Source organism: Mucilaginibacter mallensis (genome assembly GCF_900105165.1).
Lineage (GTDB): Bacteria > Bacteroidota > Bacteroidia > Sphingobacteriales > Sphingobacteriaceae > Mucilaginibacter > Mucilaginibacter mallensis.
On sequence record NZ_LT629740.1, the window covers coordinates 539,535 to 565,857 of the forward strand.

Annotated in this window: 24 protein-coding genes and 1 pseudogene; 12 read left to right on the forward strand and 13 right to left on the reverse strand. The window is 41.3% G+C overall.

Annotation, left to right across the window (positions count from 1 at the left end; translation table 11 throughout):
• Positions 1–58 precede the first annotated feature (58 nt).
• Complete coding sequence (locus tag BLU33_RS02265; RefSeq protein ID WP_091368620.1) at positions 59–1,192, forward strand: TlpA family protein disulfide reductase; 1,134 nt, start codon at positions 59–61, stop codon at positions 1,190–1,192.
• A 177-nt stretch (positions 1,193–1,369) separates the two neighbouring features.
• On the opposite strand, the gene pdeM is transcribed toward BLU33_RS02265, so the two are convergent.
• The 3 genes from pdeM to BLU33_RS02275 all read right to left on the reverse strand — a co-directional run bounded on the left by pdeM (position 1,370) and on the right by BLU33_RS02275 (position 4,771).
• Entirely contained in the window at positions 1,370–2,035 is a 666-nt protein-coding gene (pdeM, locus tag BLU33_RS02270; protein WP_091368623.1) for a ligase-associated DNA damage response endonuclease PdeM, read from the reverse strand.
• 724 nt (positions 2,036–2,759) lie between these two features.
• The gene (locus tag BLU33_RS24990) at positions 2,760–2,915 is read right to left on the reverse strand and encodes a lmo0937 family membrane protein (protein ID WP_157682022.1); all 156 of its coding nucleotides are present in this window, start codon (positions 2,913–2,915) and stop codon (positions 2,760–2,762) included.
• A gap of 104 nt (positions 2,916–3,019) precedes the next feature.
• Positions 3,020–4,771, reverse strand: coding sequence for a M61 family metallopeptidase (locus BLU33_RS02275; protein WP_232009377.1), 1,752 nt, complete (start codon positions 4,769–4,771; stop codon positions 3,020–3,022).
• 265 nt (positions 4,772–5,036) lie between these two features.
• On the opposite strand from BLU33_RS02275, the gene BLU33_RS02280 reads away from it, so the two are divergent.
• Both BLU33_RS02280 and BLU33_RS02285 read left to right on the forward strand, forming a co-directional pair.
• Positions 5,037–5,435 carry a response regulator gene (locus tag BLU33_RS02280; protein WP_091368631.1) on the forward strand — a complete coding sequence of 133 codons (399 nt, stop codon included), beginning with the start codon at positions 5,037–5,039 and terminating at the stop codon, positions 5,433–5,435.
• Positions 5,419–6,267, forward strand: coding sequence for an N-acetylglucosamine kinase (locus BLU33_RS02285; protein ID WP_091368634.1), 849 nt, complete (start codon positions 5,419–5,421; stop codon positions 6,265–6,267). Before BLU33_RS02280 ends, BLU33_RS02285 begins: the two co-directional genes overlap by 17 nt.
• 237 nt (positions 6,268–6,504) lie before the next feature.
• Here BLU33_RS02285 and lnt read toward each other — a convergent pair whose 3' ends face one another.
• From lnt to rsmI, 3 genes are all read right to left on the reverse strand, one after another.
• Positions 6,505–8,124, reverse strand: a complete 1,620-nt coding sequence (lnt, locus tag BLU33_RS02290; RefSeq protein ID WP_091368639.1) for an apolipoprotein N-acyltransferase — start codon at positions 8,122–8,124, stop codon at positions 6,505–6,507.
• The gene (locus BLU33_RS02295) at positions 8,121–8,639 is read right to left on the reverse strand and encodes a DUF1572 family protein (protein WP_091368644.1); all 519 of its coding nucleotides are present in this window, start codon (positions 8,637–8,639) and stop codon (positions 8,121–8,123) included. The genes lnt and BLU33_RS02295 overlap by 4 nt, the downstream gene beginning before the upstream one ends.
• Before the next feature lie 207 nt (positions 8,640–8,846).
• Positions 8,847–9,551, reverse strand: a complete 705-nt coding sequence (gene rsmI, locus BLU33_RS02300; RefSeq protein ID WP_091368648.1) for a 16S rRNA (cytidine(1402)-2'-O)-methyltransferase — start codon at positions 9,549–9,551, stop codon at positions 8,847–8,849.
• Between the two features lie 161 nt (positions 9,552–9,712).
• On the opposite strand from rsmI, the gene serS reads away from it, so the two are divergent.
• Positions 9,713–10,987, forward strand: coding sequence for a serine--tRNA ligase (serS, locus tag BLU33_RS02305; protein ID WP_091368652.1), 1,275 nt, complete (start codon positions 9,713–9,715; stop codon positions 10,985–10,987).
• A gap of 9 nt (positions 10,988–10,996) precedes the next feature.
• Here the strand turns inward: serS and BLU33_RS02310 are convergent, their stop codons facing one another.
• The 4 genes from BLU33_RS02310 to aspS all read right to left on the reverse strand — a co-directional run bounded on the left by BLU33_RS02310 (position 10,997) and on the right by aspS (position 14,331).
• Positions 10,997–11,419, reverse strand: coding sequence for a response regulator (locus tag BLU33_RS02310; protein WP_091368655.1), 423 nt, complete (start codon positions 11,417–11,419; stop codon positions 10,997–10,999).
• 178 nt (positions 11,420–11,597) lie between these two features.
• Positions 11,598–11,912: a low molecular weight protein tyrosine phosphatase family protein gene (locus BLU33_RS02315; protein WP_091368658.1), complete on the reverse strand. Its 315-nt coding sequence runs from the start codon at positions 11,910–11,912 to the stop codon at positions 11,598–11,600.
• Positions 11,913–11,943: 31 nt separating this feature from the next.
• On the reverse strand, positions 11,944–12,438 hold the full coding sequence (locus BLU33_RS02320; protein WP_091368663.1) for an FKBP-type peptidyl-prolyl cis-trans isomerase: 495 nt from the start codon (positions 12,436–12,438) through the stop codon (positions 11,944–11,946).
• A 141-nt stretch (positions 12,439–12,579) separates the two neighbouring features.
• Complete coding sequence (gene aspS / locus BLU33_RS02325) at positions 12,580–14,331, reverse strand: aspartate--tRNA ligase (RefSeq protein ID WP_091368667.1); 1,752 nt, start codon at positions 14,329–14,331, stop codon at positions 12,580–12,582.
• A gap of 245 nt (positions 14,332–14,576) precedes the next feature.
• Here aspS and BLU33_RS02330 point away from each other — a divergent pair, with 245 nt between their 5' ends.
• The gene (locus BLU33_RS02330; RefSeq protein ID WP_091368669.1) at positions 14,577–15,134 is read left to right on the forward strand and encodes a C40 family peptidase; all 558 of its coding nucleotides are present in this window, start codon (positions 14,577–14,579) and stop codon (positions 15,132–15,134) included.
• Between the two features lie 133 nt (positions 15,135–15,267).
• Positions 15,268–15,594 carry a hypothetical protein gene (locus BLU33_RS02335; protein ID WP_091368673.1) on the forward strand — a complete coding sequence of 109 codons (327 nt, stop codon included), beginning with the start codon at positions 15,268–15,270 and terminating at the stop codon, positions 15,592–15,594.
• 5 nt (positions 15,595–15,599) lie between these two features.
• Here the strand turns inward: BLU33_RS02335 and BLU33_RS25740 are convergent.
• Positions 15,600–15,729: pseudogene (locus BLU33_RS25740) on the reverse strand (IS1 family transposase); the annotation flags it as partial.
• A 314-nt stretch (positions 15,730–16,043) separates the two neighbouring features.
• Between BLU33_RS25740 and BLU33_RS02340 the strand changes: the two are divergent.
• From BLU33_RS02340 to BLU33_RS02350, 3 genes are all read left to right on the forward strand, one after another.
• Positions 16,044–18,467, forward strand: a complete 2,424-nt coding sequence (locus BLU33_RS02340) for a TonB-dependent receptor (protein ID WP_317040551.1) — start codon at positions 16,044–16,046, stop codon at positions 18,465–18,467.
• A gap of 546 nt (positions 18,468–19,013) precedes the next feature.
• Entirely contained in the window at positions 19,014–20,705 is a 1,692-nt protein-coding gene (gene pafA, locus BLU33_RS02345; RefSeq protein ID WP_091368681.1) for an alkaline phosphatase PafA, read from the forward strand.
• A 126-nt stretch (positions 20,706–20,831) separates the two neighbouring features.
• Positions 20,832–21,455, forward strand: a complete 624-nt coding sequence (locus BLU33_RS02350) for a thiamine phosphate synthase (RefSeq protein ID WP_091368686.1) — start codon at positions 20,832–20,834, stop codon at positions 21,453–21,455.
• Positions 21,456–21,646: 191 nt separating this feature from the next.
• Here the strand turns inward: BLU33_RS02350 and BLU33_RS02355 are convergent, their stop codons facing one another.
• Positions 21,647–22,267, reverse strand: coding sequence for a hypothetical protein (locus BLU33_RS02355; protein WP_091368690.1), 621 nt, complete (start codon positions 22,265–22,267; stop codon positions 21,647–21,649).
• A 463-nt stretch (positions 22,268–22,730) separates the two neighbouring features.
• On the opposite strand from BLU33_RS02355, the gene gap reads away from it, so the two are divergent.
• Complete coding sequence (gap, locus tag BLU33_RS02365; RefSeq protein ID WP_091368700.1) at positions 22,731–23,723, forward strand: type I glyceraldehyde-3-phosphate dehydrogenase; 993 nt, start codon at positions 22,731–22,733, stop codon at positions 23,721–23,723.
• Here the strand turns inward: gap and BLU33_RS02370 are convergent.
• Positions 23,720–24,337 carry a hypothetical protein gene (locus BLU33_RS02370; protein WP_091368705.1) on the reverse strand — a complete coding sequence of 206 codons (618 nt, stop codon included), beginning with the start codon at positions 24,335–24,337 and terminating at the stop codon, positions 23,720–23,722. The two genes, gap and BLU33_RS02370, sit on opposite strands and share 4 nt — an antisense overlap.
• A gap of 217 nt (positions 24,338–24,554) precedes the next feature.
• Here BLU33_RS02370 and BLU33_RS02375 point away from each other — a divergent pair, with 217 nt between their 5' ends.
• Positions 24,555–24,989 (forward strand): GNAT family N-acetyltransferase, encoded by a 435-nt coding sequence (locus tag BLU33_RS02375; RefSeq protein ID WP_091368707.1) that lies wholly within the window; start codon positions 24,555–24,557, stop codon positions 24,987–24,989.
• Positions 24,990–25,087: 98 nt separating this feature from the next.
• Positions 25,088–26,278, forward strand: a complete 1,191-nt coding sequence (locus tag BLU33_RS02380) for a phosphoglycerate kinase (protein WP_091368709.1) — start codon at positions 25,088–25,090, stop codon at positions 26,276–26,278.
• The last annotated feature ends 45 nt before the right edge of the window (positions 26,279–26,323 follow it).

Sequence of the window (26,323 nt, forward strand, 5' to 3'; positions counted from 1 at the left end):
GTAAATAATTTGTATCAATATAACACAAACTTATATTAGCACCACCTAAAAATCCCCAATGAAATTCTATCATATTTTTCTATTCGCCTTATTGTTTACCGGTTGTACAAAAGTTGGCTATATTGAGTTTAAAGGCACTATGCCGGGTATTGATAACGGTGTTTTTGTGATTAAGAATCTGGATAAAAGCTCCTTATACTCCGAGTTTATTATGGGTGAAAAATTCTACCTTAAAAAAACATTGCAAAATCCGGGCTACTACAGCATGCAAATTGCAAAGGATATTTACCATGATAACAGGCGCGTAGGCTATGATGTATACCTGGAACCGGGCACTTATACTATTAAAGCAGTTGGGGGCGATTTGTACAAATACCCTACCATTATAACAACCTCAAAAATACAGAATGAGCTTTCGGCTTATTATACTGTATTAAATAAAAAAGCACATGATGCCGAAAATGAAACCGACTCCTTATTTAACCTGGTATATGGCAATAATGCTGCGCCGGTATCCAGCGCCAAATATGATGCGCAGCTTAAAAAGCTAACCGACGCGGCTACCAAACGCGATAATATTGTATCGGCAGTATTTGCTGATTTTATAAATAAGCACCCGCAAAGCGAAGTGGCTGCGCATTTGCTGGCCCAGATAGATTATAAAAAAGACCCTTCGACGTATTATAATATCTATCAAAGATTCACCAGCGATCAACAAAATACACCTGAAGGTAAAGCCGAGGGTGATGATCTGAAAATGCTGGCAAAATTAGCGCCCGGCGCGGAGGCACCAGCCTTAACAGGTAAAACACTTGACGGTAAATCATTCGACCCAAAATCAGTAAATAAGAAAGTAATTCTTGTTGAGTTTTGGCGCTCGGATAGCGAGGTGAGCAGGAACAATCATAAAAGCCTGCTGACTAATTCAGATCTGATGAATAATAAGGATTTTACCATAGTGAGTGTTTCTGTTGATACGGCACATACTACATGGACTAATGCTGTAAATGAAGATAAGCTAACATGGCCACAGGTTAACGACCTTAAAGGGCAATCGTCGCCAAATATGCAGAACTGGGGTGTAGGCACTTTACCAACTTACGACCTGGTTGACGGCAACTGGCATATTATTAAACGCGACATATCGTTTGATGATATCGACCTGGCGATTAAAGATCAACTGAAAAAGTAATTCATTTATTGTCATTTCGAACGGCAGAGAGAAACTATCTCTTGAGCAGGATAATGCCTGGCCCGGGTGAGCGAAAAATCTTCTACGATAAAACATAACCGTTTGCATGACGAAGAAGATTTCTCCTCGTACCTCGTTCGAAATGACACTGCTTCCTTAAGTTTACACTATAGATCATTAATCAATAGCCACCACCTTGTTTTGTAATACGGCAAATATGTGATCGGTTTGCCGGTTAGGGATAGCTACCCTGCCCGTAAACTTTCCGAACGAGGGTAGTATGGCTTGCCTGCTGCCGAACGCAAAGCAGGGTAGTGTTACTTGCTGCCTTGCCCTGCCGCTCAGGCAAATACCCGGGTGGATATGCCCGCAAAAAACATAGCCATCGGTTTGTTGCAATGTCTCATTGCCCAATGGGTGGTGCAGCATCAGGAACGGGCCAATTGTTAAGCTATCATGCAAGGCCACATTAAGGTCAATATAATTGCTATCGTGGATGATATCATGGTTTCCTCTTATCAGGATAAGTTCCAGCTTCAGGAAAGTCTTTCGCCATAAAACAAACCAGTCCCAGTCGGCATTTTTATCGCTGTGGAACAGGTCGCCCAAAAAGATGATCTTTTCGGGGTGATGCTCATCTATCAGGTCTGATAATACAGCCAGATCATTTTGTTCCATGTCCCTCGGTACAGCAATGCCTGCTTTACGAAAATGGCCCACTTTACCCAGGTGCACATCAGCCACAATCAATGCCTTTTCCTGTTGCCAGTAAATGGCTTTTTGGGGCAATAACAGTAAGGTTTGATCAAATAAAGTAAACGTTAAACAGGTGGTGGGTGCCATGGGGCAAAAGTAAGAAAAGTAAGGTTATTTGAAGTAGCTCTATCACCAAGCGTCATTGCCAGAGCAGGATTGTCTCTCGTATACCTGTCTCGTGGTATCGCTCATAGCCGCTAAGGCCTATTTCTTTTGTCTTCGCCACAAAAGAAACAAAAAGTCAAGTCAGTAGATTAGGCTTCTTTGCCGCACAATGCCTGCGCTGCAAATCAGGCAAAACCTGGGCTGGAAACTTTTGCCCCGCTTGCGCTGCGCTTATTGCCATTACGCTTCTGCAAAAAGTCCCGCTATGCCCTGCCACGCACAAGGCCACCATCGTTTTGCCTGATTTCACCCGAAGCTGTTCTACTGACTGGGAAAAGAAAACCTAGTCACCGCACGTCATTTTTAAATGAAACGTAATTTAAAAAGAGCGCAGGCCCTGACAACAAGGGCGGGCCAGCGTAGAGGCGGGAATGCCGGTTTAGCTTTTTGTGTGATGTGAAGGTACAAAGTACCGGAACAGCGAAAAAAGCGTAAAGAACCGGCAGGGAGCGCGGAAGCTTCCTTGTTGTCTTGATTTTTTTGGTTACTTTTTGTATCAAGACAAAAAGTGACTTCTTAGCGAAAAGCGATACCATGAGATAAGTGTAAATCAAGCAATCCCACTATGCAGAGTGGTAATAATGCTAAACAAAAAGAGGCGTTCCATCTAAATGAAACGCCTCTTTGTAATAACCCGGCAACCGGGTTATATAGTAGTCGGTCGCCTTATTATACCTAATATTAAGGCTATAATTGCAATAACTAATAATACATGTATAATACCTGTGGCTGAATACATGAATACGCCTAATGCCCACCCAATCAGGAGGATAACGGCTATGATATACAATAACGAGTTCATAGTGCTTTAATTTAATTAATGATTTTCATAGATATAAATACAACAGGGTATTATATTATATGTTTTAATTATAAAAAATGGTACAGCCAATCAGCACTACACCATTAAAGTTTAAGCCATTTATTTCTTGTTGTAAGTTGCTGTGGAGTGGGATTATCCAGCGGGTCTATCTTGTATTTCACCTGTGCATTTTTGAGTAGTGTTACCTGTAATGTTAATGGCTGTCCATCGCGGTTAACGGTTACGGTTATTTTATCGCCGGGTTTTTTGCCGGTTAAAGCATCTTGCATAGTGTTTATTGCATTCCCATTTATTGTAACCAGTTGATCATCGGTATTAATACCGGCTATCCATGCCGCGCTGCCACGTAATACGCTGCTAACAGTTATTTTATTATTAGTATTTGTAGTTCCCACGCCTAATGATGGATCGTTATTTGCTGCCAGCGCATCGGTTATTTTGTAACCTGCATAACCCAGGTATTTGTTATAATCAATATCAGCAACGCCGTAAACATACTTTTTGTAAAAATCATCCAATTTTTTCCCGGCAAATTTTTCAAGCCCTTGTTTAAACTCAACATCAGTATAGCCACGTTTTTTGCCTTTATAATACTCATCATACATATGCTTCATTACATCATCCAGCGAGTATTTGGCATTGCTGTCGTTAATAATCTCCAGATCAAGCAACATGGCTATTATTGATCCTTTGCTGTAATAAGATATAGTAGTATTTCCGGTGTTTTCATTAGGGCGATAAGCCTTTATCCAGGCATCATAGCTGGCATCAGTAACAGACTGAAATTTTCTGCCCGCTTGGTTTTCAACCGAATTAATGTCATTGCTCAATACGTTTAAGTAATTATCAACCGGAATTAAATCGGCATGCCTTAGTATAATATCCTCATAATAAGCGGTAAATCCTTCAGCTATCCACAGGTCGGTAGTGTAATTCTCATTGTCATAATCAAACGGACCTAAAGCTATAGGGCGCAGGCGTTTTACGTTCCACAGGTGGAAATGCTCATGCGCAAAGAGGCTTAAAAAGTTTTGATAGCCGGTTTCAGTAGTATAAGCATCGCGCGCGGCACCCATTACGGTTGAGCTTAAATGCTCAAGGCCACCACCGCCTTTTAGATAGTGGTGTATTATAAAAACATAACGTTTGTTGGGGTTTTCGCCATAAACGGCAGTTTCCTGCTCAATAATTTTGGCCATATCTTTTTTAAGGCGCTCTTTATCGTATTTGCCGTTGCCAAACATGGCTATCTCGTAATCTACACCGGCAGCTTTAAAGCCAAATATATCCTGGTTACCCACCTCAATAGGTGAATCGAACAAAATGTCATAATTAGGAGCGGTTACAGTAAAGGGATCATTATTCACCATATCTAAACTGGTAGAAACCTTCGTCCAACCATCGTATGGTTTAATTTGGATGGTTGAGGGGGCATGCAGCATCCCTTCAGGATACATGAAAAAGCCTGAAGTTGAGATAAACGCGTGCGAAGCATCAACTGTGCTGGTACGTACAGATATTTCATTACAATAAACCCTATATTTTACCGTAATATCATTTAACCCCTGGGTATTAATGCTCCACCAGTTTTTGCGGGTTTTAATAAAAGGCAATTCATTGCCTTTTGTGCTTACACTAAAAGCCTCAACATTTTTGGCATACTCACGTATAAGATACGAGCCGGGTGTCCAAACGGGCATTTTAAGCACCAATGTATGTTGTTTTAAATGGCTGATATTCATTTCAACATCAGCATAATGAGCCTGTGCTTCGGGAAAGGTTACGGTATATGAAATTTGTGACATGGTTGCCGCGGTACTGATATGGGTAGACATTAAAACTAGTATTAAAGAAAAAAAAGCATTTAGGTGAAATGTTTTCATCCGGCAAGGTATTAAAAATTTATATTGAATATTAAACCGTCAGCAATATTAGCCCTCTAATGGTTTAGCAGCAAACTTAAAAGTATAGCTGCTAAAATTTATAAGTGATTGTTATCTAACAAAAAAGTTACGAATATTGCAGAATTGTTAATACATTATGTTGATTAATAATCTGTCAATTATGCTCTTTTAAACGATTTAAAAGTTAATTTTGATTATGAGTGCCCGTTATAAAACCTGTTTACTGATCGATGATAATTACATTGATAATTTTGTTACCAGTAAAATTTTAGAAAGTGGTAATTTTGCCGAAAACATTATCATCCTGCAATCGCCCGAGCAAGCAATAGAAGCCTTGCGCAATGGTTCGGTTCATCCCGATTTCATATTTCTGGATATCCGGATGCCTGAAATGAGCGGATTTGAATTTTTGGATGAATATGAAAAAATATCCATTGAAAATAAAGACGCTATAAAAATATATATGCTTTCCTCATCGCTTGATCCTACTGATATAAAGCAATCATTGGTGAATAAATACGTTTGCCAGTTTATTCATAAACCTGTTACTCATAAAGGCCTGGAAGAAATATTTTCACATGATCTTAGTTGCTGATAGCGGATCGTCAAAAACAGATTGGCTGCTCGCTATACCACAACAGGAAGCACAACAATTCAGGACATCAGGCTTAAATCCTTACTTTTTATCAGAAAAAGATATCGTTAAAATAATGCAGGAGCAGGCTGCCGACTTGATAGCCTTTGCCGCTGATATTACCGAGATCTACTTTTTTGGTGCGGGCTGTTCCAGTCCCGACAGGCACGAAATTGTTTCAAATGCCATTAGTCAATTATTCCCCAAAGCATATATTAGTGTGGATAGTGATCTGCTGGGTTCGGCTTATGCCACCTGCGGGCACGAGAAGGGGCTATGTTGTGTATTGGGCACCGGCTCAAACATTTCTTTTTTTGATGGCGAGGATATACATGCCGGCCAGCATGGCTTAGGTTTTGTTTTGGGCGATGAAGGCTCAGGAACCTGGTTTGGCAAGGCGTTGATAACTGATTATCTGTACGGCAAAATGCCCGCGGATATCGACGCTAAATTTGAAGCAGCCTACCATCTAACCCGCGAAGATGTAATAAAAAATGTATACCAGAAACCCGGCGGAAACTCATACCTGGCAGCGTTTTCCCGGTTTTTAAGTCAGATACGGGAAACGGAATATGCGCAAAAGCTATTGCATGATGGTCTGCTGGAGTTTATTGATACCAATATTAAATCGTACCCACAATACAATAAGTACAAATGCAATTTTGTAGGATCAATAGCTTATGTTTTTGCCGATGAACTACAGGAACTTTGTAAAGTGACCGGCGTACGCACCGGTAAGATCATCAAACAACCTATTCATGACCTGCTCCAGTTTATTTTGGAGAGAGGATAGTTGTCTTAGTAGGGTGTTATGCTGAGCGCTAGTCGAAGCATGTGGGCAAAGGCCTCTACACTCATATTTCGACTAGCGCTTAGTATGACATCTCCGTTTTATTAATAAAGCGTCATTGCGAGGAACGAAGCAATCCCTACGTAAGCAGGTCGTTTTGCTTGGTTAATTCGCTCTGTATAGCATAGAGATTGCTTCGTTCCCCGCAATGACGCGCGTTGAGAAGCTAACATTACATCCTTAAATCTTCTTAATCCGTTTAATCCCGGTTCCCAATATTAGGATTATCCCTATCACTGCCAAAACACATCCCGCTCTTGGGATATAATCGCCATACAGCACATAAAACGTAAGATCTGAATTGAGATTGATATCCTGTTTTATAGCAGTTTTCACCCACCATTTAGTACGCTGAACAATATCGCCGCGTTGGTTAATAAAGGCAGAGATACCTGTATTAGCTGATCGGCACACCCATCTGCGCGTTTCAATAGCCCTTAATTTAGCATAATCAAGGTGCTGGTCCTTGCCTGATGTGTTTTCCCACCAGCCATCATTGGTAATTATGGCGATAAATTGCGCGCCTTTATGTACCGATTCGGCAATATACTCCCCCCAAATAGATTCATAGCAGATAACCGGATCAACACCAATACCTCCCTGTGAGTAAAACACTCCCGGCTCCGGCTGACCTGCATAGCTGCCTGTTGCCCCGCCCAAATGCTCAAACACTGGTTTCATAAATGATAAGGCATCACCAAATGGCATCGACTCAGCACCCGGTACCAGCTTTGATTTATGGTAGAACTGCACCTCAGCCGAATTCTCAATATTCAGCGCGGTATTAAAATTATCATAGAATTGGTTTGGCTGATCTGTTGGGCTGGCGGTTTTTGTCGCCCTGGTATCATACAGCTTAAAAGTTTCGGCACCGGTAAGTACGTTGCCGTTTTTATATTTATTCAGGAAATGTTGTATCTGTAAAAAGTAGTTATTACTATGGATGCGGTTTTCATTAACCTGGTCGCTTATCGCAGTTTCCGGCCAGATGAAAAACTCGGTATTTGGCTGCCCTATGGAATCGGAAATATGGGTTAAAATGTTGATCTGCTTGCCGGTAGGGATATCGGATACCTTAGCATAAGGATCGATATTTGGCTGGGCCACCACAATGTTTGATGGGTTGGGCTGCTCCTGGTAAGTATGGTAGCGATATAGTGAATAGCTCAGCGGCAAAATAAGCGCCAGCACAAATGCCACGATAAGGCTTAATCGTAAGGCTTTGCTCTTGCCTTCGCGCAAGCCGGTGTATATTAAAAACAGCAGGATGTTGATGATCCAGATCCACACGGTACCACCGTATACGCCGGTATACTCATACCACTGTATCCATTGGTGGCTCACCGCGAAACCGTTACCCAAGGTCATCCACGGAAAGTTTAAATCCCAGGTTTGATGCAGGTATTCGTAGCCAATCCAAAAACAAACCAGGCCAAACAAGCTCAAGCCACGGTTGGTGATACGCCGTAACCTATAGTAAAGCCAGCAGGCAGTAGCCATCAGCAATGGCCCAAGTGAGTAGGGTATTAAGCTGATAGGGATAGCCGTAATGGGCCCTATCATTTTTAATGAATTATATACCCAGTAAATACACAGCGTATTCCATATAAAAAAGCCCAGAAAGGTAAGGCCGAAGATCTTTTTGCCTTTTTTACCCACATGCGATTGGATGATGTTTTCCATCATGATCAGCATCGGTACAAAACCAACAAATAGCAGGAAAGTGGTATAGGGTGTAGGCGGCCAGGCTATCCAAAGCAACAAACCGGAGAATATGGATAACAGGATGTTTTTCTTCATTTGTTAAATTTTCCGGCATTAAAAGCCGCTGATTTTCCTTTTGGTACGGTTAGTGATTCCCATTTTGGGCCGGAAACCATCTTGCCAATAAATACTATTTGCCCAACATGGTACGCTACATGCACTAATTGCCTGTTAATAGCATCAATAACGGTATGGCTTTCGTTGCGGATGAATATCTCTTTATTTAAATCCTCAATCTGTACCAGGTTGAGTGAGTTAAATAAACAATCCCAACCACTATTCCAGTTGGCTATTAACGCTTGCCGGGTAATGATATTATTTTCAAACTCTGCATCACGTTCGCGCCAGGGTTTTTCTCCATCTGTAGTTAAAAAATCTGTCCACCGCGAAAGCATATTACCCGCAAGGTGCTGCACAATTATGGCAATGCTGTTGCTCTCTTCATTATATTGCCAAAACAGTGCTTCGTCATTTATTTGCTCAAAGGTTTTCTCAGCTAATACTTTTTCAAGTTCAAAGCGCTTTTTTACGCTGATTAAATAGTCATGCATATCGTTATATATTCTCAAAGCGTCATTGCGAGGAACGAAGCAATCCCTACGTAGAAATAGCGCGTTAGGTCATGCTGAGGCACTCGAAGCATAAGCGTAAAGGCCTTTGCCCTCACACTTCGAGTACCTCAGTGTGACACCCCCTCTATTCTATATAAATTGCTTCGTGCCTTACAGCAATGACGCCGGGTTTTATTTTCTATTTTGTTAATCTCGTTCCTTTGCAGGTTTACCCTCAGCACCCGCTACACAAATTACAAACTCACCTTTTACCGGGTGTGTTTCAAAATAAGTTTTAACCTCCTCAGCGGTACCGCGTACCGTTTCTTCAAACATTTTTGTCAGCTCACGTGATACGGATAATTGCCTGTCGGCACCAAAATAGGTGATCATTTCTTCAAGCGTTTTCATGATCCTGTGCGGCGATTCATACAGTATAATAGTACGCTCTTCCTGGCTTAATATTTTATAGCGGGTTTGGCGGCCTTTTTTCAGCGGTAAAAATCCCTCAAAGCAAAAGCGGTCGGTAGGGAAGCCAGAGTTAACCAATGCCGGCACAAAGGCCGTAGCGCCCGGCAGGCATTCAACCTGCAGATCATGCTTTAGTGCTTCACGTACCAGGTAAAACCCCGGATCGGATATGGCTGGGGTCCCCGCGTCTGATATCAGCGCTATATTTTTCCCCTCTTTTAAAAACCTAATGATCTCGTTTGATGACTGATGCTCATTATGCTGATGATGTGCGAACACCTTTTGATGAATATCAAAATGTTTCAGCAATGGCGCGGATGTACGGGTATCTTCGGCCAGTATCAGGTCGGCTTCCTTCAAAACACGTATGGCCCTAAAGGTAATATCCTCAAGATTGCCTATGGGGGTGGGGACTAAGTAGAGTTTACCTGTTTCGCTCATGGTTTTTTTGGTTCATAGGTCATGGTTCATAGATCATGGCAGTTTTATCAATATAAATAAATCACAGCAGAATAGTAGCTATCATCTATTAATCAAATTTTACTATGAACCATGAACCATGATCTATGAACTAATTATATCTTTGCCTAAAAATAAATTAAATGCTGCAAGTTAGTTATATCCGCGATAACAGGGAAAAAGTTTTAGAACGTTTGGCTGTAAAAAATTTCAAACAGCCTCAATTGGTTGATGATATATTAAAAACAGATTTTAAACTGAGAGAATTTAAAACAAAGTTGGACATTGCATTACATGAAAGTAAATTTTTATCATCACAGATACCACAATTAAAAAAGAATAAATCTCCACAGTCTGAAATAGAAACCATACTGTTGCAAATTTCAGTTTTAAAAGAGCAAGAGCCTGAATTTAAAAGGAAAGTTAACTACTATGCAAAAAAACTAGATAGGTTAATAGTTAAACTTCCAAATCTTCCTCATAAATCGGTTCCTAGAGGAAAAACACCTGAAGAAAATCAAATTGTATTAGAATCAGGTTTTAAACCAATTTTACCGACAAATTCTCTACCACATTGGGAATTGGCAAAGAAGTATAATCTGATAGATTTTGAACTTGGCGTAAAAATAACTGGTGCGGGTTTCCCGGTATATAAGGGTAAAGGTGCTAAACTACAAAGGGCATTGATCGCTTATTTTTTGGATGAAGCCGAAAAAGCAGGCTATGCCGAAGTGATGCTACCATTAATGGTTAATAAAGCGTCAGGTTTTGGAACAGGCCAACTGCCGGATAAAGAAGGCCAGATGTATTATGTTAAAAAAGATGATTTATATCTTATACCAACTGCCGAAGTGCCTATCACCAACTTATATCGTGATGTGATATTGAAGGCCGATGAACTGCCGGTAAAAAATTGTGGTTATACCGCATGTTTCCGCCGCGAGGCAGGCTCATATGGCGCGCATGTGCGTGGCCTTAACCGTTTGCACCAGTTTGATAAGGTGGAAATAGTACAGGTAGTTCATCCTGATGATTCATACAGGGTATTGGAAAGCATGAGCGCGCATGTGCAGGGCTTACTGCAAAATTTAGGTCTGCCATACCGTGTGCTGCGTTTATGCGGTGGCGATATGGGCTTTGCATCAGCCTTAACTTATGATATGGAAACCTGGAGCGCGGCACAACAACGCTGGCTGGAGGTATCGTCTGTATCAAACTTTGAAACTTTCCAGACTAACCGCTTAAAGTTGCGTTTCCGTAATGCTGAGGGTAAAACCCAACTGGCTCACACGCTTAATGGTAGTGCATTGGCATTGCCGCGCATAGTTGCTACATTGCTGGAGAATAACCAAACAGACAGGGGCATAAAAATACCTGAAGTACTGGTGCCTTATACAAGGTTTGAGTGGATCGACTAGATCTCCGGATTATAAATTTGTAGATGGATTAGGTACTAATCCTGCCAGGTGAGTTATATCAAATATACTGCTAAAGATATTTGGTATACTCTTGCTTTTGATGTCAAGCACCAATTCTTCCTGGTAGATAAAGAAATCAACGCCTATGGCAGTTAATAAGCCATCCTGTTTGGTATGTGGCTTTGTTTTATAGCAGCAGATCTTTATTTTACTATAGAATTTATTCCCTCTTATGCGGCGTACTATTTTTTCAACGTCCTTGCTAAAATGATTATAATCTAAAACTATAAGGTCGGGGTTTAACTGATAAATAGAGGGGAAGACCTGGTGTACCGAGTCGATATGTCTAACGCTTGAATATTCGGCGGTTAATTGATGTGATGAAACTTCGGGTGCAACTAAAAGCACCTTCTTGAAACGGTTGCGAGTCATGCTCTCTGTTAATAAGGTGCATAAATATAAAATGTATAAATCGTATTGACAAAAGAATATTTAACAAATGTTAATAAGTTGATAAATACGTTATGGTTTTTGTACAAAAAGACAACAGAGCGAAAGTACGGATAATCAGATAGTTAAAATATTGCTCAATGGGCTAACGCGCATTAACTTATAGGTAATCCCGCAGGTGGAGTTTTAAAATGTTAATAAGTTCAGGATCATTCAACCGGTAGTTGTCTTCAATGTTCAGAACAAGGATTTGTTTACCGGTTAACTCAAACCGTTGTTTTAATATTTGATGATGTTTGCGTTCCATCACCAAAATAATATCGGCCCAATCAATCATTTTTTGATTAACTTTTACCCGCGCCTTATCGCTTGTGCCGGCTGACCGGGCCTGATGGATAGCATGGTTTTTAAATAACAGCTCAGCCGTTGGGCTCCGCCATTGATTTTTACTGCAAATGAAAAGGAGGTTGGACAATAATTAAATGTGTTAGATCTGCCTGTGGAAGCTACTTCCCATGCCCCTGGACGAGCCCTATGAGATCGACCGTAAATACCAAAACGGAGTTTGCAGGGACAGTCCCGCCTGTTGTAGTTCCATAACCAAGTGCCGAAGGGATGATCATCATTATCCTGGCATATGGTGCAGAGCCATTAACTGTAAGCAGCTCCATACCAGACTGGAAACCTGAAACCACACTTGCCAAAGGAAGCAAAGTAACAGATTCTGAATCAAAAGTAGTACCGTTTAATAGTTTGCCGGTATAAGTAACCTGCACAGTATCAGAGTCAGCAACCGATGGGCGGGTAGTGCCTGCGCTCGTTTGTAAGATCTGGTAATAAATACCTGATTTATCCTTAATTACATTAAGGTGATTGGCGGCTATGTATTTCTGTATTTTTACTTCATCAATATCTGCCTGTTTAGTAGCATTATAGCTTGTTTTTGTGCAAGCTGAAAATAGAACGATAAGTAAACCAAATAGTAAAAAAATTCTCTTCATATTATTCTTTAACGCTATAACTGTTTTTTTAATTGAAAATTATATACAGTTTTTAATTTTTATCAATAAAATATAAACACAGGCAAGTTAACAAAAAACATTTACCTGTGCTTATATCACACCGCATTGTTACATAGGAAATTAACCTTGTACGGTTGTCTTTATTTTTAATTCATTTAATTGAGCCTCAGCAATGGTTGATGGTGAATCGATCATCACATCACGGCCCGAATTGTTTTTAGGGAACGCTATCACATCGCGGATAGAATCCAATCCTGCAAAAATTGAACACAACCTGTCGAACCCAAAGGCTATACCACCATGTGGAGGTGCGCCATATTCAAAGGCATCCATTAAAAAGCCAAATTGTTTCTGAGCTTCTTCAGGCGAAAATCCTAAATGTTTGAACATTAATGATTGCAGCGCCCTATCATGTATACGGATAGAACCACCACCTATTTCAGTGCCGTTTATAACCAGGTCATAAGCATTGGCGCGTACAGCTCCCGGGTCAGTATCCAGCATGGCTATGTCCTCAGGTTTAGGCGAGGTGAACGGATGGTGCATAGCATGGTAGCGGCTGGTTTCTTCATCCCACTCTAATAGCGGGAAATCAAGTACCCATAGCGGTGCAAATGCATTTTTATCGCGCAGGCCTAAACGCGTGCCCATCTCCAGGCGCAGTTCATTCAGTTGCTTGCGTACTTTATCGGTTTGGCCTGCTAATACCAATATTAAATCGCCCGGCTCTGCTGAAAAAGCAGCGGCTAAATTGGTCAGGTCATCTTCGCCATAAAATTTATCAACCGATGATTTTAAAGTACCATCAGCACCGTAACGGCAATAGATCAATCCTGTAGCGCCAATTTGCGGGCGTTTTAGCCATTCGGTAAGCTCGTCAATTTGCTTGCGGGTATATTCGGCGCAGCCTTTAGCGTTAATACCTACAATAAGCTCTGCATTATCAAATATGCTGAAGCCTTTGCCTTTTAATATATCGTTCAGTTCAACAAATTCCATCCCGAAACGGATATCAGGTTTATCAGAACCATATAAACGCATCGCATCAGCATATTGCATGCGGGGGAACGAAGCAAGGTCAATATGCTTAACTGTTTTAAACAAATGGCGGGTTAAGCCTTCAAATATGTTTAATATATCTTCCTGGGTGATGAAAGATAGCTCGCAGTCTATCTGTGTAAACTCGGGCTGACGGTCGGCACGCAGATCCTCATCCCTGAAACATTTAACGATCTGGAAATAACGATCGAAACCGCTCACCATCAGCAGTTGCTTAAATGTTTGCGGTGATTGCGGCAATGCGTAAAATTCGCCCGGGTTCATGCGGCTTGGCACCACAAAATCGCGTGCGCCTTCAGGTGTTGATTTTATCAATACCGGGGTTTCAACCTCAATAAAATTACGGGAATCTAAAAATTTACGAATTTCCTGTGCCATTTTGTGGCGCAGCATCAGGTTGTTGCGGATTGGATTACGGCGTAAGTCCAGATAACGGTATTTTGCACGCAATTCCTCGCCGCCATCAGTTTCATCCTCAATCATAAACGGAGGAACTTTTGATGAGTTTAATACCTCTAAATTTTCAACAGCGATCTCAATCTCGCCGGTTGCCATCTTTAGGTTTTTGCTGGTACGCTCAATTACCTTACCGGTAACCATAATTACAAACTCACGGCCCAGGCTTTTACCTGTTTCGCGCAGGGTCTCATCGGTGTCAATATTTAAAACCAGTTGGGTTAATCCGTAACGGTCGCGCACATCAATAAATGTTGTGCCGCCCAGATCGCGTGATTTTTGCACCCAGCCGCATAATGTTACGGTTTGGCCTAAATTGCTGATGTTTAACTCTCCGCAGGTATGTGTTCTTAACATGGTACGTATTTATATAAAGTTTGCAAAAGTAGTATTTTGAGGTGAAAGCGGAAATAAAAAGGTGAGTTTGAGGTGAAAGCAGAAAGGCCGGGCTTAATGCTTTTTAGAACTCGCAGGTTCGTTTAAATGAGTGTGCAAATTACTGAAATATATCCTTTGTGCTACATTCAATTTTTCTTGTTGGTTTATTTTTTCAAAAAAAAACAAGGATCTAAACATAATAGCTCTTATCTTAAGCCCAATAAATGAGAAGAGCTTTTACCCTGATTATTCTTTTAGTTTTGTGCGCTGCTATGGCTGTAACCGCCTATGCCGGAAAACCACGACGCCATAAACATAAGGAAAGAGAGCAAAACGAGCATATACAGGTTGTTACCAACGATAGTGTTAAATCAGACACCCTTTTATCATTTGCACAAACATTACTGGGCGTACGCTATCGTCCCGCATCATCCGATCCTGTTTACGGGTTTGATTGCTCGGGTTTTGTGAACTACGTATTTAAAAATTTCAGCTTTACTATTCCGCGCTCATCGGAGGATTTTGTAAACGTGGGTGAAAATATCAATATTGAAGATGCGCGCCCCGGCGATATTATCTTATTTAAAGGTACCAAAAGCCATCATCCGCATGGTGTGGGGCATATGGGCATAGTATATTGTAATGATGGCGGCGATCTTAAATTCATCCACTCCACATCAGGCAAAGAATACTGCGTTACTATCAGCGCCATGACCGATACTTACAAACGCCGATTTGTAAAGGTGATACGTTTGCTGAAACAGAACGATCTGCAGCTGTAGTCGGAAAGTTTAAGCAAATACGTCATTGAAATCCCTCCTAAACTTCTCCAACTTTCGGTAGTATCTCAGTTTGAATTTATATTTTTATTTGTAGCATAAGTTCTTGTTTGATCGTAATTGCAATAAAGATAAAATGAAGGCATTTATTCTTATCGTTTGTTTAGGATTGATAACTATATCCTGTAAAAAAAACAGTGTGAGCCCTTATAAAAGTCAAGGTGTTATAACTGGGTATGATCTTAGAACGTGCGCTGAATGTGGCGGACTTTTTATAACAATTAAGAATGATACTACTAAAAATGCGCCATCACACTATGATATTAACGAAGACTTACAGCAGTTAGGCATTAACCCAAATACTAAATTCCCAATAAATGTTAGTCTCAATTGGATGCATGATACTACTTCATTGGGCAAATACGGCTATATCCTGGTTTCTCAAATAAAAGTTATTAACTAAGATTATTAATCTGCTAATCTTACAATTTCACCAATAATCATTACATCTTTAATCAGCCCCGCTTCCATTGCCGGGTTAACACGTAATGTTTTATTTATTTTTTGCGAAGTTGTAAACAAAATGCAATAGCATGGCAAACTGAGGCACTACCCAACTTCCAGACTTCATAAAAAAACCTATATTTGCACTATAATTCTCAAGGGGGTGCCTTGCTTTGAGCAATCAAACTGAAAGACAGGCTGAGATCAAACCCATTGTTAAGAGTACGAAGTCTTGAGTCCGAAGTCTTAAGTCTGTTTTTGCCAGACTAATGACTAATGACCACTGACTAATGACTTTGACAGACACCTGATCCGGGTAATGCCGGCGTAGGGAGAGGTAACAAGTTAAGTGTACTGCATATTCAACCCTGGTGTGCAGATGGTTTAACAATTTTATTTATTCACTAATTGAAAAATTTATTTGTGGCGATCTTCGCCCTGCTGTTGCCCGTCATGGCATCGGCCCAATTCTCCGTCTCCGGTAAAATTACCGACGGGCAAACCGGCACAACGCTGCCCGGCGCCACCGTTACTATCCAAAATTCAACAGCCAGCGCTGTTGCTGATGCTTTCGGAAAGTACACGATCAACAACCTGAATGCAGATACTTACACCTTAAAAGTTTCCTACATTGGTTACCAAACATCCACCCAAAAAATTGTATTGAATGCAAACACCTCTACTAATTTTATTTTAACTGCCAGCACCGTATTAACAGATGAAGTTACTGTAAGCGGTACCCGCGCGGCAGTAAATTCACCAACCGCTTATACCAATTTAAGCCGGAAGGATATTCAAAAGAATAACCTCGGCCAGGACCTGCCATTTCTGCTGAACCAGACGCCATCTGTAGTTGTTACATCAGATGCCGGTGCAGGTATTGGTTATACCGGTATCCACATCCGTGGTTCAGATGCTACACGTATAAACGTTACCATTAACGGTATACCGTATAACGACTCTGAAGAACAAGGCGTTTATTTCGTCGATCTGCCGGATTTTGCCTCATCGGTTGATAATATCCAGATCCAGCGCGGGGTAGGTACATCAACCAATGGCGCGGGAGCTTTTGGGGCGAGTATCAACATACAAACTACCACCCGCCGCGATACTGCTTATCTCGAGCTGAATAATTCAGCAGGCTCTTACGGTACAGTAAAGAATACCATTAATATAGGTACGGGTTTGTTAGGGGGCAAGTTCAGTTTTGACGGCAGGTTGTCGCGCATTTATTCTGATGGTTATATTGATAGGGCTTTCTCAAACCTTAAATCCTACTTTTTAAGTGGTGCTTATTACGGTAAAAATACGCTGATCAGGTTCAATACTTTTTCGGGTACGGAGCATACCTACCAGGCCTGGGACGGTATAAATGAGGATAGTTTAAGGGCTGGAAACCGCACTTATAATGATTTAGGTATTATAGGCAACCCCAGCGATAATAACTTTTATAAAAATCAAACCGATAACTATACGCAGGATCATTACCAGTTATTGGTAGACCAAAAGATCTCGGATAAAATATCCTTTAATGGCGCATTACACTACACGCACGGCTATGGCTATTACGAGGAATACCAAAATGCCGATTCTATCAAAAATTATGGCTTAGTGCCGAATAAGGGCGATACTACAACTGATCTTACCCGCAGGCTGTGGCTCAATAATAAATTTTATGGCGTTACCTATAACTTTAAATACGCGGCTCAAAAAAATCTGAACTTTGATTTGGGCGGTGCTTATAATGAATACCGTGGCGCGCATTATGATAATATTGAGTGGACCCAGCAATACACCGGTACGCCACCCGATTACCAGTATGCCCGTGATGATGCCTTTAAAACCGATTTCAATATTTATGGCAAGGTTGATTATCGCATAGATAAATTAACGCTGTACGCCGATATGCAGTACCGCCATATCTCTTATTCGTTTTTAGGATTTAATGATCAGTTACAGAATGTGCAGCAGCAGGTTAAGCTTGATTTCTTTAACCCCAAAGCGGGTCTTTCTTACCAGATCGATACTAAAAATAATTTGTATGCCTCATTTGCGGTTGGTAACCATGAGCCTGATCGGGATGATTACACCCAATCAACCCCTGCCGACCGCCCTAAACCTGAAAACTTAAAAGATTTTGAGCTGGGCTACCGCACGCAGATGGGGGCATTTACCGGTGGCATTAACGCATTTTATATGCTGTACTATAATCAGCTGGTGTTAACCGGCCAGTTAAATGATGTAGGCGATCAAAACCGCAGCAACGTAAAAAATAGCTTCCGCGAAGGTTTGGAGTTTGATGGCAGGCTGCGTATCACTAATCAGTTAACCTGGAGCGCTACTGCATCATGGAGCGCCAACAAGGTTAAGGACTTTAACCAGTATTTGTTAGACAATGATAATGGCCAGATGGTGAACTATCAGTATAAAGAAACTGATATCGCATTTTCGCCTGATTTTGTTGGCTCAAGCGAGATCAGCTATGTACCGGCAAAAGGCGCGGAAATTGCTTTCATCAGCAAATATGTAAGCAGGCAATATCTGGATAATACATCCAACATTAACCCGCCGGGCTATGCAGCTGCCGATCCAACCTCCAATCGTTACCTGAACAGCTATTTTGTTAACGGGATTAGGTTGAGCTATAATTTCAGTATCAAATCGGTTAAAAATATTGGTGTAAGCCTGTTGATTAATAATATTTTCAATGAACAGTATGAAGCTAACGGTGCTACTTATCCTGATATTGACGGCGGCAAGGTGGTTAATAATAACTACTTCTTTGCCCAGGCACCTGCAAACTTTTTGGTAGGGTTGAATTTGAAGTTTTAGAGACTATTTCCTTTATTGGGCCTCCCCCTAAACTTAGGGGGAGGTGTCGACGAAGGAGACGGAGGGGGTAAAATAAAGTGATAAGTATTTGGGCGTTTCCCGTGCAGGGCGAGTTTTCCGCTTATACGCCTGCAAGTGTGCTTGTCACCCTGAGCGTAGCCGAAGGGCACTTCAACTGCTAACGCGGAACTTCGCCGCGCTCCGCCGACTCACCCGGTCGTTGCTTCGCTCGACCACCCTCTCTTCGCCTTTGGTGGAAAGAGGGTAAAAAAACTAAATGAAGCTCACCCTCTTTGCGGCCTGCCGCAGAGAGGGTCGACCAGCGCAGCGTAGTCGGGGTGAGTCAACGGAGCGCGTTAATATTGTCTGAATCACAGATTCTGCTGATTTATGGATTACACCGATTATTTTATCAAATCAAAGGGTAAAAATCAGCGAAATCCATAAATTATTAAAATCAGCGATCAAATTTAAACTTGTCATAACATAAATATCACATGTAATTTTCATTACATTCATGATATTTGCGTGCTTAATTATATATGAATGAAAATTAAATACCTGCTTTTTTTAGCGTTCTCATGTACGGTGCTAACAGTGTCGGCACAAACAAAAAAGAAAAAAACGACTACTACTGTTACCACTGACCCTGCCGCATTGCCCCGCCCAAAACTGGTTGTAGGTATAGTGGTTGACCAAATGCGCTGGGATTACCTATACCGTTTTTATGATCGCTATCAAAATAATGGTTTTAAACGTTTGCTTAACGAGGGTTTTAGCTGCGAAAATACCCAGGTTGATTATATACCTACCTTTACCGGTCCCGGCCATAGCTGTATATATACAGGATCGGTACCTGCCATACATGGTATCGCAGGTAATGATTATATCATTCAGGCTACAGGCAAGTCAATGTATTGTGCTGAAGACACCAGCGTACAAACCGTAGGCAGCGCATCAAAGGCAGGGCAGATGTCGCCACGTAATTTGCTGACGACTACTGTTACAGATGAGTTAAGGCTAGCTACTAATTTCCGCTCTAAAGTGATAGGCATCGCGTTAAAAGACCGCGGTGGAATTTTGCCTGCGGGCCATACCGCAAATGCCGCTTACTGGTTTGATGATAAAACCGGCAACTGGATCACCAGCACCTATTATATGCAGGATCTGCCACAATGGGCAAAGGATTTTAATGATCAAAAACTTGCTGAAACCTACTTGAAACTTGATTGGAACACGCTTTATCCTATTGATACCTACATACAAAGCACACCGGATAACAGCAAATATGAAGGCAAATTTAAAGGAACTGATGCGCCTACTTTACCGGTAAAAACATCAGCTTTATATAAGTCGGCAGGCTTAGGCTTGATCCGCTCAACACCTTATGGCAATACCATAACACTTGATATGGCGGTTGCAGCCATCAACGGCGAGGAACTGGGCCAGCACGATGTAACCGACTTTTTAGCCATGAGCTTATCATCGCCTGATTATATTGGTCATCAGTTTGGTATAAACGCGGTTGAGATTGAAGATACCTACCTGCGTTTGGACCGCGAGATTGCAAACTTTTTAACTTTCCTTGATGCTAAGGTGGGTAAAGGTAATTACACAGTTTTCCTGACTGCCGACCACGGTGCTGCACATAACACCGCATTTTTAAATGACCATAATATCCCGGCGGGTACATGGGATGAGGCTGCAACTTTAAAAGATCTGAACAAAGTTTTGCTGGATAAATTTAAGGTTGATTCATTGGTTATAAGCTTAGGCAATTACCAGGTGAACCTGAATTATCGCATTCTGAATTACCTGCACCTTGATGAAGATGCGGTAAAAAAAGAATGTATTAAATACCTGCAAAAACTGCCTTATGTAGCCTTTGCAGTTGATATGGCTAAGGCACAATCAGCAAATATTCCTGAGCAATTGCGCACCCGCATTATTAATGGTTACAGCGCAAAAAATAGCGGTGCGATACAAATTATACTTGATCCGGCTTGGTTTACGGGCCACGGCTCAGGCGATGGCGGCCCAACAGGCACAACGCACGGCACCTGGAACCCATATGATAACCATATTCCGCTGGTATTTATGGGCTGGGGTATTAACCACGGCAGCGCCACCCGCGAAACACATATGACCGATATTGCACCAACCATTGCCGCGTTATTACACATACAAGCACCAAACGGCAGTATTGGCGTGCCAATAAGTGAAGTGATAAAAAAATAGTTTTTGCAGACCGAAAGTCGGGGAAGTCGGTAAGTCCGAAAGTAATATAGCTGCAATGAGCAGTTCTTTAAGTAAAACAAATAAACTTCCGGACTTTCAGTCTTTCCGACTTCCGGACTAAGAATAATGAAAAAATACATATCCAAATTCCATTACCTCACACAGGATCTCCCGCATCGCACACATGTTGAGCAGGCGGAGATAGCTTGTGCCGCTGGGGCAAACTGGTTACAATACCGTTGCCTCACTAAAACCGACGATGAGCTGATTGAAGAAATAAACCAGATAGCTGATATATGCGATGAGTGGGGTATAACCCTAATTATCACCAACCACTATCATTTACTGGATCAGGTTGATGCGCAGGGCGTACATATTGAAGATTTTGATGCCGATTTTAAAGCCATACGCGAAGTTATAGGCGAGGATAAAACATTAGGTGGTTCAGCAACCCATATTGATGCCTTGCTGCGGGTACAAGCCACAGGCGTTGTTGATTATTGCGGTTACGGTCCGTTCGCGCATACCGATACCAAGCCTAATAATAGTCCGCTGCTGGGTTTTGACGGTTACCGCCAGTTACAAAAGCATAATATTGAAATACCTGCAATAGCGGTAGGCGGTATACAGCTTACCGATGTAGAGCATTTGCTGGAAACGGGTATCTATGGTATCGCAGTATCGGCTGCAGTTAATAAAGCAGTTGATCCGGGCAGAGCATTGAAGGAGTTTTATAAGAAGGTATATTAAGAATTAATAATTTGCAATTTTCCAATTCTCACCAAGCGTCATTGCGAGGAACGAACACAACCGACCGTAGGGAGCTCATTAATGCCATTGGACAAATAATAGCATTAATAATCCCCGATTAGCAGGTCCGCTCTCCCGCCCGTTCAAGCGTCCACGCTTGAACGGGCGGGCAAAAGGAGGTATTGTTGAAATTATAGAATTAAGTCTGATTTCTTTATCCAGGCTTTAAATGAGGGCTTCTCCAAATATTGCACATAACAGCAATTTTTATTCTCCGTAATAACTGACACAAAGTCTCCTTGTACAAAATACCCTTTTTTGTTTGTGATTAAACTATCAGTGTAGGCAATAGCCTTTTTCGATCTTATCATGCTGAATTTCTTATAGGTAACTTTTTTCTCTAAGGAGAAAGGTATGCCCCTTGCCAAGTCCATAAAATTCTGACACGCCCCTGATTCACTTAACTGAATTTCGATTTCGCCATTATGCCCATTCCGGCCATGTTTGAAAATTAGTGTTCCGGGATATCCTGCGTTATCCGTTAACCCGTAAGGGTATGCCTTTAAAATATATTTATCTAAGGTATCTTTAACCATCTTTCCGGTAAAGAAAACAGAACAGCTAAACATACCTTCTTGAGATTCAATTATGCCGGTTAAGGTTTTTGAAATACTATCGTATGATAGTTTTACTTCCTCGTATTGTCCGGATGTAATATTATCCTTGTTTATTTTATAGGGTTTTACTTGTCCGTTAGAAGTAAAAGTGATTAATAATAAAATTGGCAGGAAAAGAGTGATTGGGTATTTCATCAAGTGATAAAGTTTAAACAAATATATAAATCTCTCCGTCCGTTCCAAGAGCCCACGCTTGAACCGGCGGGTGGAGAGATATAATTCCATCGCCCTCTTTCTGCCAACGGCGAAGAGAGGGCAGACGATTCGCTGGCCAGCGTGGTATATTTATATTAAGAGGTACTAACTTCCATCTCTCACCAAGCGTCATTGCGAGGAACGAAGCAATCCCCGATTAGCAGGTCCGCTTTGTATAGTTAGGGATTGCTTCGTTCCTTACAGCTATGACGCTGGTATAGGATTACTCATGAGTAATTAATAAGTCAACCAACCGTCATCCCTAAAATATAATCCCCATATTAAAATCAGGCTGCGTATTTTTGTGTTTACTATAGTATCAAGTAGCTAGTATCAAGTATCAAGGTTTTTTGAACGGATGTTAGTACTAGCTACCTGATACTAGCTACCTGATACTAAAAACATGAAAATTGCCATAAACGGATTCGGAAGGATAGGGAGAATATTTTTAAGAAATATTATAGCTAAGCCCGGTATTGAGGTTGTTGCTATCAACGATCTTACCGATGCGCATACGCTTGCCCATTTGTTTAAATACGACTCGGTACACCGTGGCTTTAATGGTACGGTTACTGCCGATGATGAGCACCTGTATATCAACGGTAAAAAAATTAAGATACTGGTAGAGCGCGACCCATCGCTGTTGCCTTGGAAAGAACTGGGTATCGACCTGGTTATTGAATCAACCGGGAAATTTACTTCACGTATTGGGGCTGAGCAGCATTTAGCCGCAGGAGCAAAGCAGGTAATTATTTCGGCGCCTTCGGCAGACAGAAGTGTGCCTACTGTGGTGCTGGGCGTAAACGATGGTTTGGTTGATTTGCATTCGCCTGTATTGTCCAATGCATCGTGCACAACCAACAACGTTGCTGTAATGGTGAAAATACTGGATGAGAACTGGGGGATTATAGATGGCTACATCACCACTGTACACTCCATGACGGGTGATCAAAGCCTACATGATGCCCCGCATAAGGATTTGCGCAGGGCCAGGGCAGCATCAGCATCTATTATACCGACCACTACCGGCGCGGCAAAAGCTATTACTGCTATTTTTCCGCATTTAAATGGTAAGCTTGGCGGAGCGGGTATCCGTGTTCCTGTATTGAATGGCTCTTTAACTGATTTTACCTGTAGTTTAAAAAAGCAGCCAACCGTTCATGAAATTAACGAAGCCTTTAAACAGGCGGCCAGTGGGCCAATGAAAGATATATTGGAATATACTGAAGATCCTATTGTGTCAACCGATATACTGGGTAACCCGCACAGCTGTATTTTTGATGCGCAGCTTACCTCAGTAATTGGTGGGTTGACAAAAGTTGTTGGCTGGTATGATAACGAAATGGGTTACTCCAGCCGCTTGGTTGATCTTGTTGATGAGATCAGTAAGCTTTAATTTGATGCTTGCGCTACGTAAACTACTTTAGCGCTGCTTATATAAGTTGGGTAATCTACATTAACAAAATATACATAAGCCGAGAAGCCGATAGTTTCAGCAGTTTTGGCTAAAAGCACTTTTTGTTCTGCCGTAGCGGCTGCTGAACTGGTGTACAGCTTACTGAAATAGAACGGGCGTTGAACATGTATCTTTGCCAATAACTGGCCATTTACAGTGGTATCGCTTATAGTTTTTAGCTTAACGTTGTTTAAGTTATCATCAGCCCAATTAAAATTGGTGTCGTTATACTGATCGTAGGTAATATAATTAACGCCGTTAAGAGATGATTTAGTGAAATCCTGGAATAAATGTATAGAATATGATTGGTCCAACCCTTTTACAGGGAGCATAATACTTACATCTTCATTATACAACATCTTTAAGGTATCGCCAGAAACACTGGTAATTACCTTCTGCGCGCTCTCATTATAAATTATCTGGTATATAGATGTGAGGGTATCTGTTGTGGGTGTTTTAACAGCCGTTGGGCCTGGATTGATCACCGGGTCACCATGTTTTCTGCAGCTGGTTATTGCTGCAATTACTAAAAATCCTAAAAGTAAACGTTTCATTATATGGTTATAGTTATATTTTAGGTTAGTTTGCAATAACTATGCTATATGCCATAACAATTGAATGAAAACGGATAAATAAGTCCCTGTTTTGCTTATTTAAGCATATAATTGTTATCCATTGATTAAATATTAAGCATTACAAAAAATAAAAGACTTGGGAAATCACAGGCTGCAAATGCACAAATTGAGGAAATAAGTCGCCATTAATACCTATATGATAAATTTTATTGAGCCCGACGAACTACTGGCTGTACGCAACATTGTATTGCGTGAAGGGAAACTTGAATTAAACGAATGCCGTTTCCCAACTGATACGGTTGCCGGGGCTTTTCATCTTGGTTATTATGCCGCCGGGCAACTGGCAAGTGTAGTGTCACTACATCCTCAAAATTATAAGGACTTTACAAGTACCGGTTATCAATTAAGGGGTATGGCTACGTTGGAACAATATCGTGGTAAGGGTTTAGGTATGCTGTTGTTAAATTTTGCTATTGTTTATCTGCGGGGGCAAAAAGCCAATTATATATGGTGCAACGCCCGTAAAAAAGCACTTAAATTTTATATGGATGGCGGATTTGAGATCGTTTCACCCGAATTTGAAATAAAAGGCATTGGCCCGCACCATGTTATGTATTTAAAAATACAGTAACACGTGATTAATTAATCACCTTTTTCACATTTACGTTCATGTTTTACAATTAAAATGCTGAATTTGGCGGCCAATTAACAGCATTGAACAAAAACAATATGAAAACTATAGATCAAATTAACTTTGCGGGGAAAAGGGCGCTTATCAGGGTGGATTTTAATGTGCCATTGGATGAGAATTTTAATATCACCGATGATAACCGTATGACGGCTGCTTTGCCAACCATCAAAAAGATCCTGAAGGATGGTGGAGCTGTGATATTAATGTCACACCTGGGCAGGCCAAAAGATGGTCCTACAGATAAATACTCATTAAAGCACCTGGTGCCTCACCTGTCTGATCTGCTTGGCCAGGAAGTTGAGTTTGCTAATGATTGTATTGGCGAAGATGCGATTGAAAAAGCAAAAAAACTATCAAAAGGCGAAGTGCTTTTATTAGAGAACCTTCGTTTTTATAAAGAAGAAGAAAAAGGCGATGTGGAGTTTGCAAAAAAACTGGCTGCATTAGGCGATGTTTATGTAAACGATGCCTTTGGTACTGCTCACCGCGCACATGCTTCAACATCAGTTATAGCGCAGTTTTTCCCTAATGCCAAATATTTTGGCTACCTGATGGCTGGCGAACTTGCCAATGCCGAAAAAATACTGAACAATGCCCCTAAACCTTTTACGGCTATTATGGGCGGTTCAAAAGTATCTGATAAAATTGAACTGATAGAAAAGCTATTGGATAAGGTAGATAACCTGATCATCGGTGGTGGTATGGCTTACACTTTTGCTAAAGCAGATGGTGGTAACATAGGTACTTCATTAGTTGAGACCGACAAATTAGACCTGGCCCTAAGCCTTAGACAGAAAGCGAAAGATAAAGGCGTGAACTTGTTGTTGCCGGTTGATAATATAACGGCCGATGCTTTTTCAAACGATGCTCATACCGGATTAGCCAAAACAGGCGAGATACCTGACGGCTGGATGGGTCTGGATATCGGTCCTGAAACTATCAAGTTGTTTAGTAAAGTAGTTGAAGAATCAAAAACCATTTTATGGAATGGCCCGATGGGTGTATTTGAAATGGAGAAATTCCTGATAGGCACCAAAGCTATTGCTGAAGCAGTTGCAAAAGCTACCGAAAATGGTGCTTTCTCATTAATAGGTGGCGGTGATTCAGCTGCGGCAGTTGCTAAGTTTGGCATGACTGATGAGGTTAGCTACGTATCAACCGGTGGTGGCGCTTTACTTGAGTATATGGAAGGCAAAGAGTTGCCTGGCGTTAAAGCGATAAACGAATAAGAATAACCCCATTATTCCCAATTGTCATTTCGACCGGAGGGAGAA

Excerpts from the sequence above, each read along its gene's own strand:
- BLU33_RS02265 (WP_091368620.1), top strand. The coding sequence starts at position 59 with ATGAAATTCTATCATATTTTTCTATTCGCCTTATTGTTTACCGGTTGT.
- pdeM (WP_091368623.1), bottom strand. The coding sequence starts at position 2,035 with ATGGCACCCACCACCTGTTTAACGTTTACTTTATTTGATCAAACCTTA.
- BLU33_RS24990 (WP_157682022.1), bottom strand. The coding sequence starts at position 2,915 with ATGAACTCGTTATTGTATATCATAGCCGTTATCCTCCTGATTGGGTGG.
- BLU33_RS02275 (WP_232009377.1), bottom strand. The coding sequence starts at position 4,771 with ATGTCTACCCATATCAGTACCGCGGCAACCATGTCACAAATTTCATAT.
- BLU33_RS02280 (WP_091368631.1), top strand. The coding sequence starts at position 5,037 with ATGAGTGCCCGTTATAAAACCTGTTTACTGATCGATGATAATTACATT.
- BLU33_RS02285 (WP_091368634.1), top strand. The coding sequence starts at position 5,419 with ATGATCTTAGTTGCTGATAGCGGATCGTCAAAAACAGATTGGCTGCTC.
- lnt (WP_091368639.1), bottom strand. The coding sequence starts at position 8,124 with ATGAAGAAAAACATCCTGTTATCCATATTCTCCGGTTTGTTGCTTTGG.
- BLU33_RS02295 (WP_091368644.1), bottom strand. The coding sequence starts at position 8,639 with ATGCATGACTATTTAATCAGCGTAAAAAAGCGCTTTGAACTTGAAAAA.
- rsmI (WP_091368648.1), bottom strand. The coding sequence starts at position 9,551 with ATGAGCGAAACAGGTAAACTCTACTTAGTCCCCACCCCCATAGGCAAT.
- serS (WP_091368652.1), top strand. The coding sequence starts at position 9,713 with ATGCTGCAAGTTAGTTATATCCGCGATAACAGGGAAAAAGTTTTAGAA.
- BLU33_RS02310 (WP_091368655.1), bottom strand. The coding sequence starts at position 11,419 with ATGACTCGCAACCGTTTCAAGAAGGTGCTTTTAGTTGCACCCGAAGTT.
- BLU33_RS02320 (WP_091368663.1), bottom strand. The coding sequence starts at position 12,438 with ATGAAGAGAATTTTTTTACTATTTGGTTTACTTATCGTTCTATTTTCA.
- aspS (WP_091368667.1), bottom strand. The coding sequence starts at position 14,331 with ATGTTAAGAACACATACCTGCGGAGAGTTAAACATCAGCAATTTAGGC.
- BLU33_RS02330 (WP_091368669.1), top strand. The coding sequence starts at position 14,577 with ATGAGAAGAGCTTTTACCCTGATTATTCTTTTAGTTTTGTGCGCTGCT.
- BLU33_RS02335 (WP_091368673.1), top strand. The coding sequence starts at position 15,268 with ATGAAGGCATTTATTCTTATCGTTTGTTTAGGATTGATAACTATATCC.
- pafA (WP_091368681.1), top strand. The coding sequence starts at position 19,014 with ATGAAAATTAAATACCTGCTTTTTTTAGCGTTCTCATGTACGGTGCTA.
- BLU33_RS02350 (WP_091368686.1), top strand. The coding sequence starts at position 20,832 with ATGAAAAAATACATATCCAAATTCCATTACCTCACACAGGATCTCCCG.
- BLU33_RS02355 (WP_091368690.1), bottom strand. The coding sequence starts at position 22,267 with ATGAAATACCCAATCACTCTTTTCCTGCCAATTTTATTATTAATCACT.
- gap (WP_091368700.1), top strand. The coding sequence starts at position 22,731 with ATGAAAATTGCCATAAACGGATTCGGAAGGATAGGGAGAATATTTTTA.
- BLU33_RS02370 (WP_091368705.1), bottom strand. The coding sequence starts at position 24,337 with ATGAAACGTTTACTTTTAGGATTTTTAGTAATTGCAGCAATAACCAGC.
- BLU33_RS02375 (WP_091368707.1), top strand. The coding sequence starts at position 24,555 with ATGATAAATTTTATTGAGCCCGACGAACTACTGGCTGTACGCAACATT.
- BLU33_RS02380 (WP_091368709.1), top strand. The coding sequence starts at position 25,088 with ATGAAAACTATAGATCAAATTAACTTTGCGGGGAAAAGGGCGCTTATC.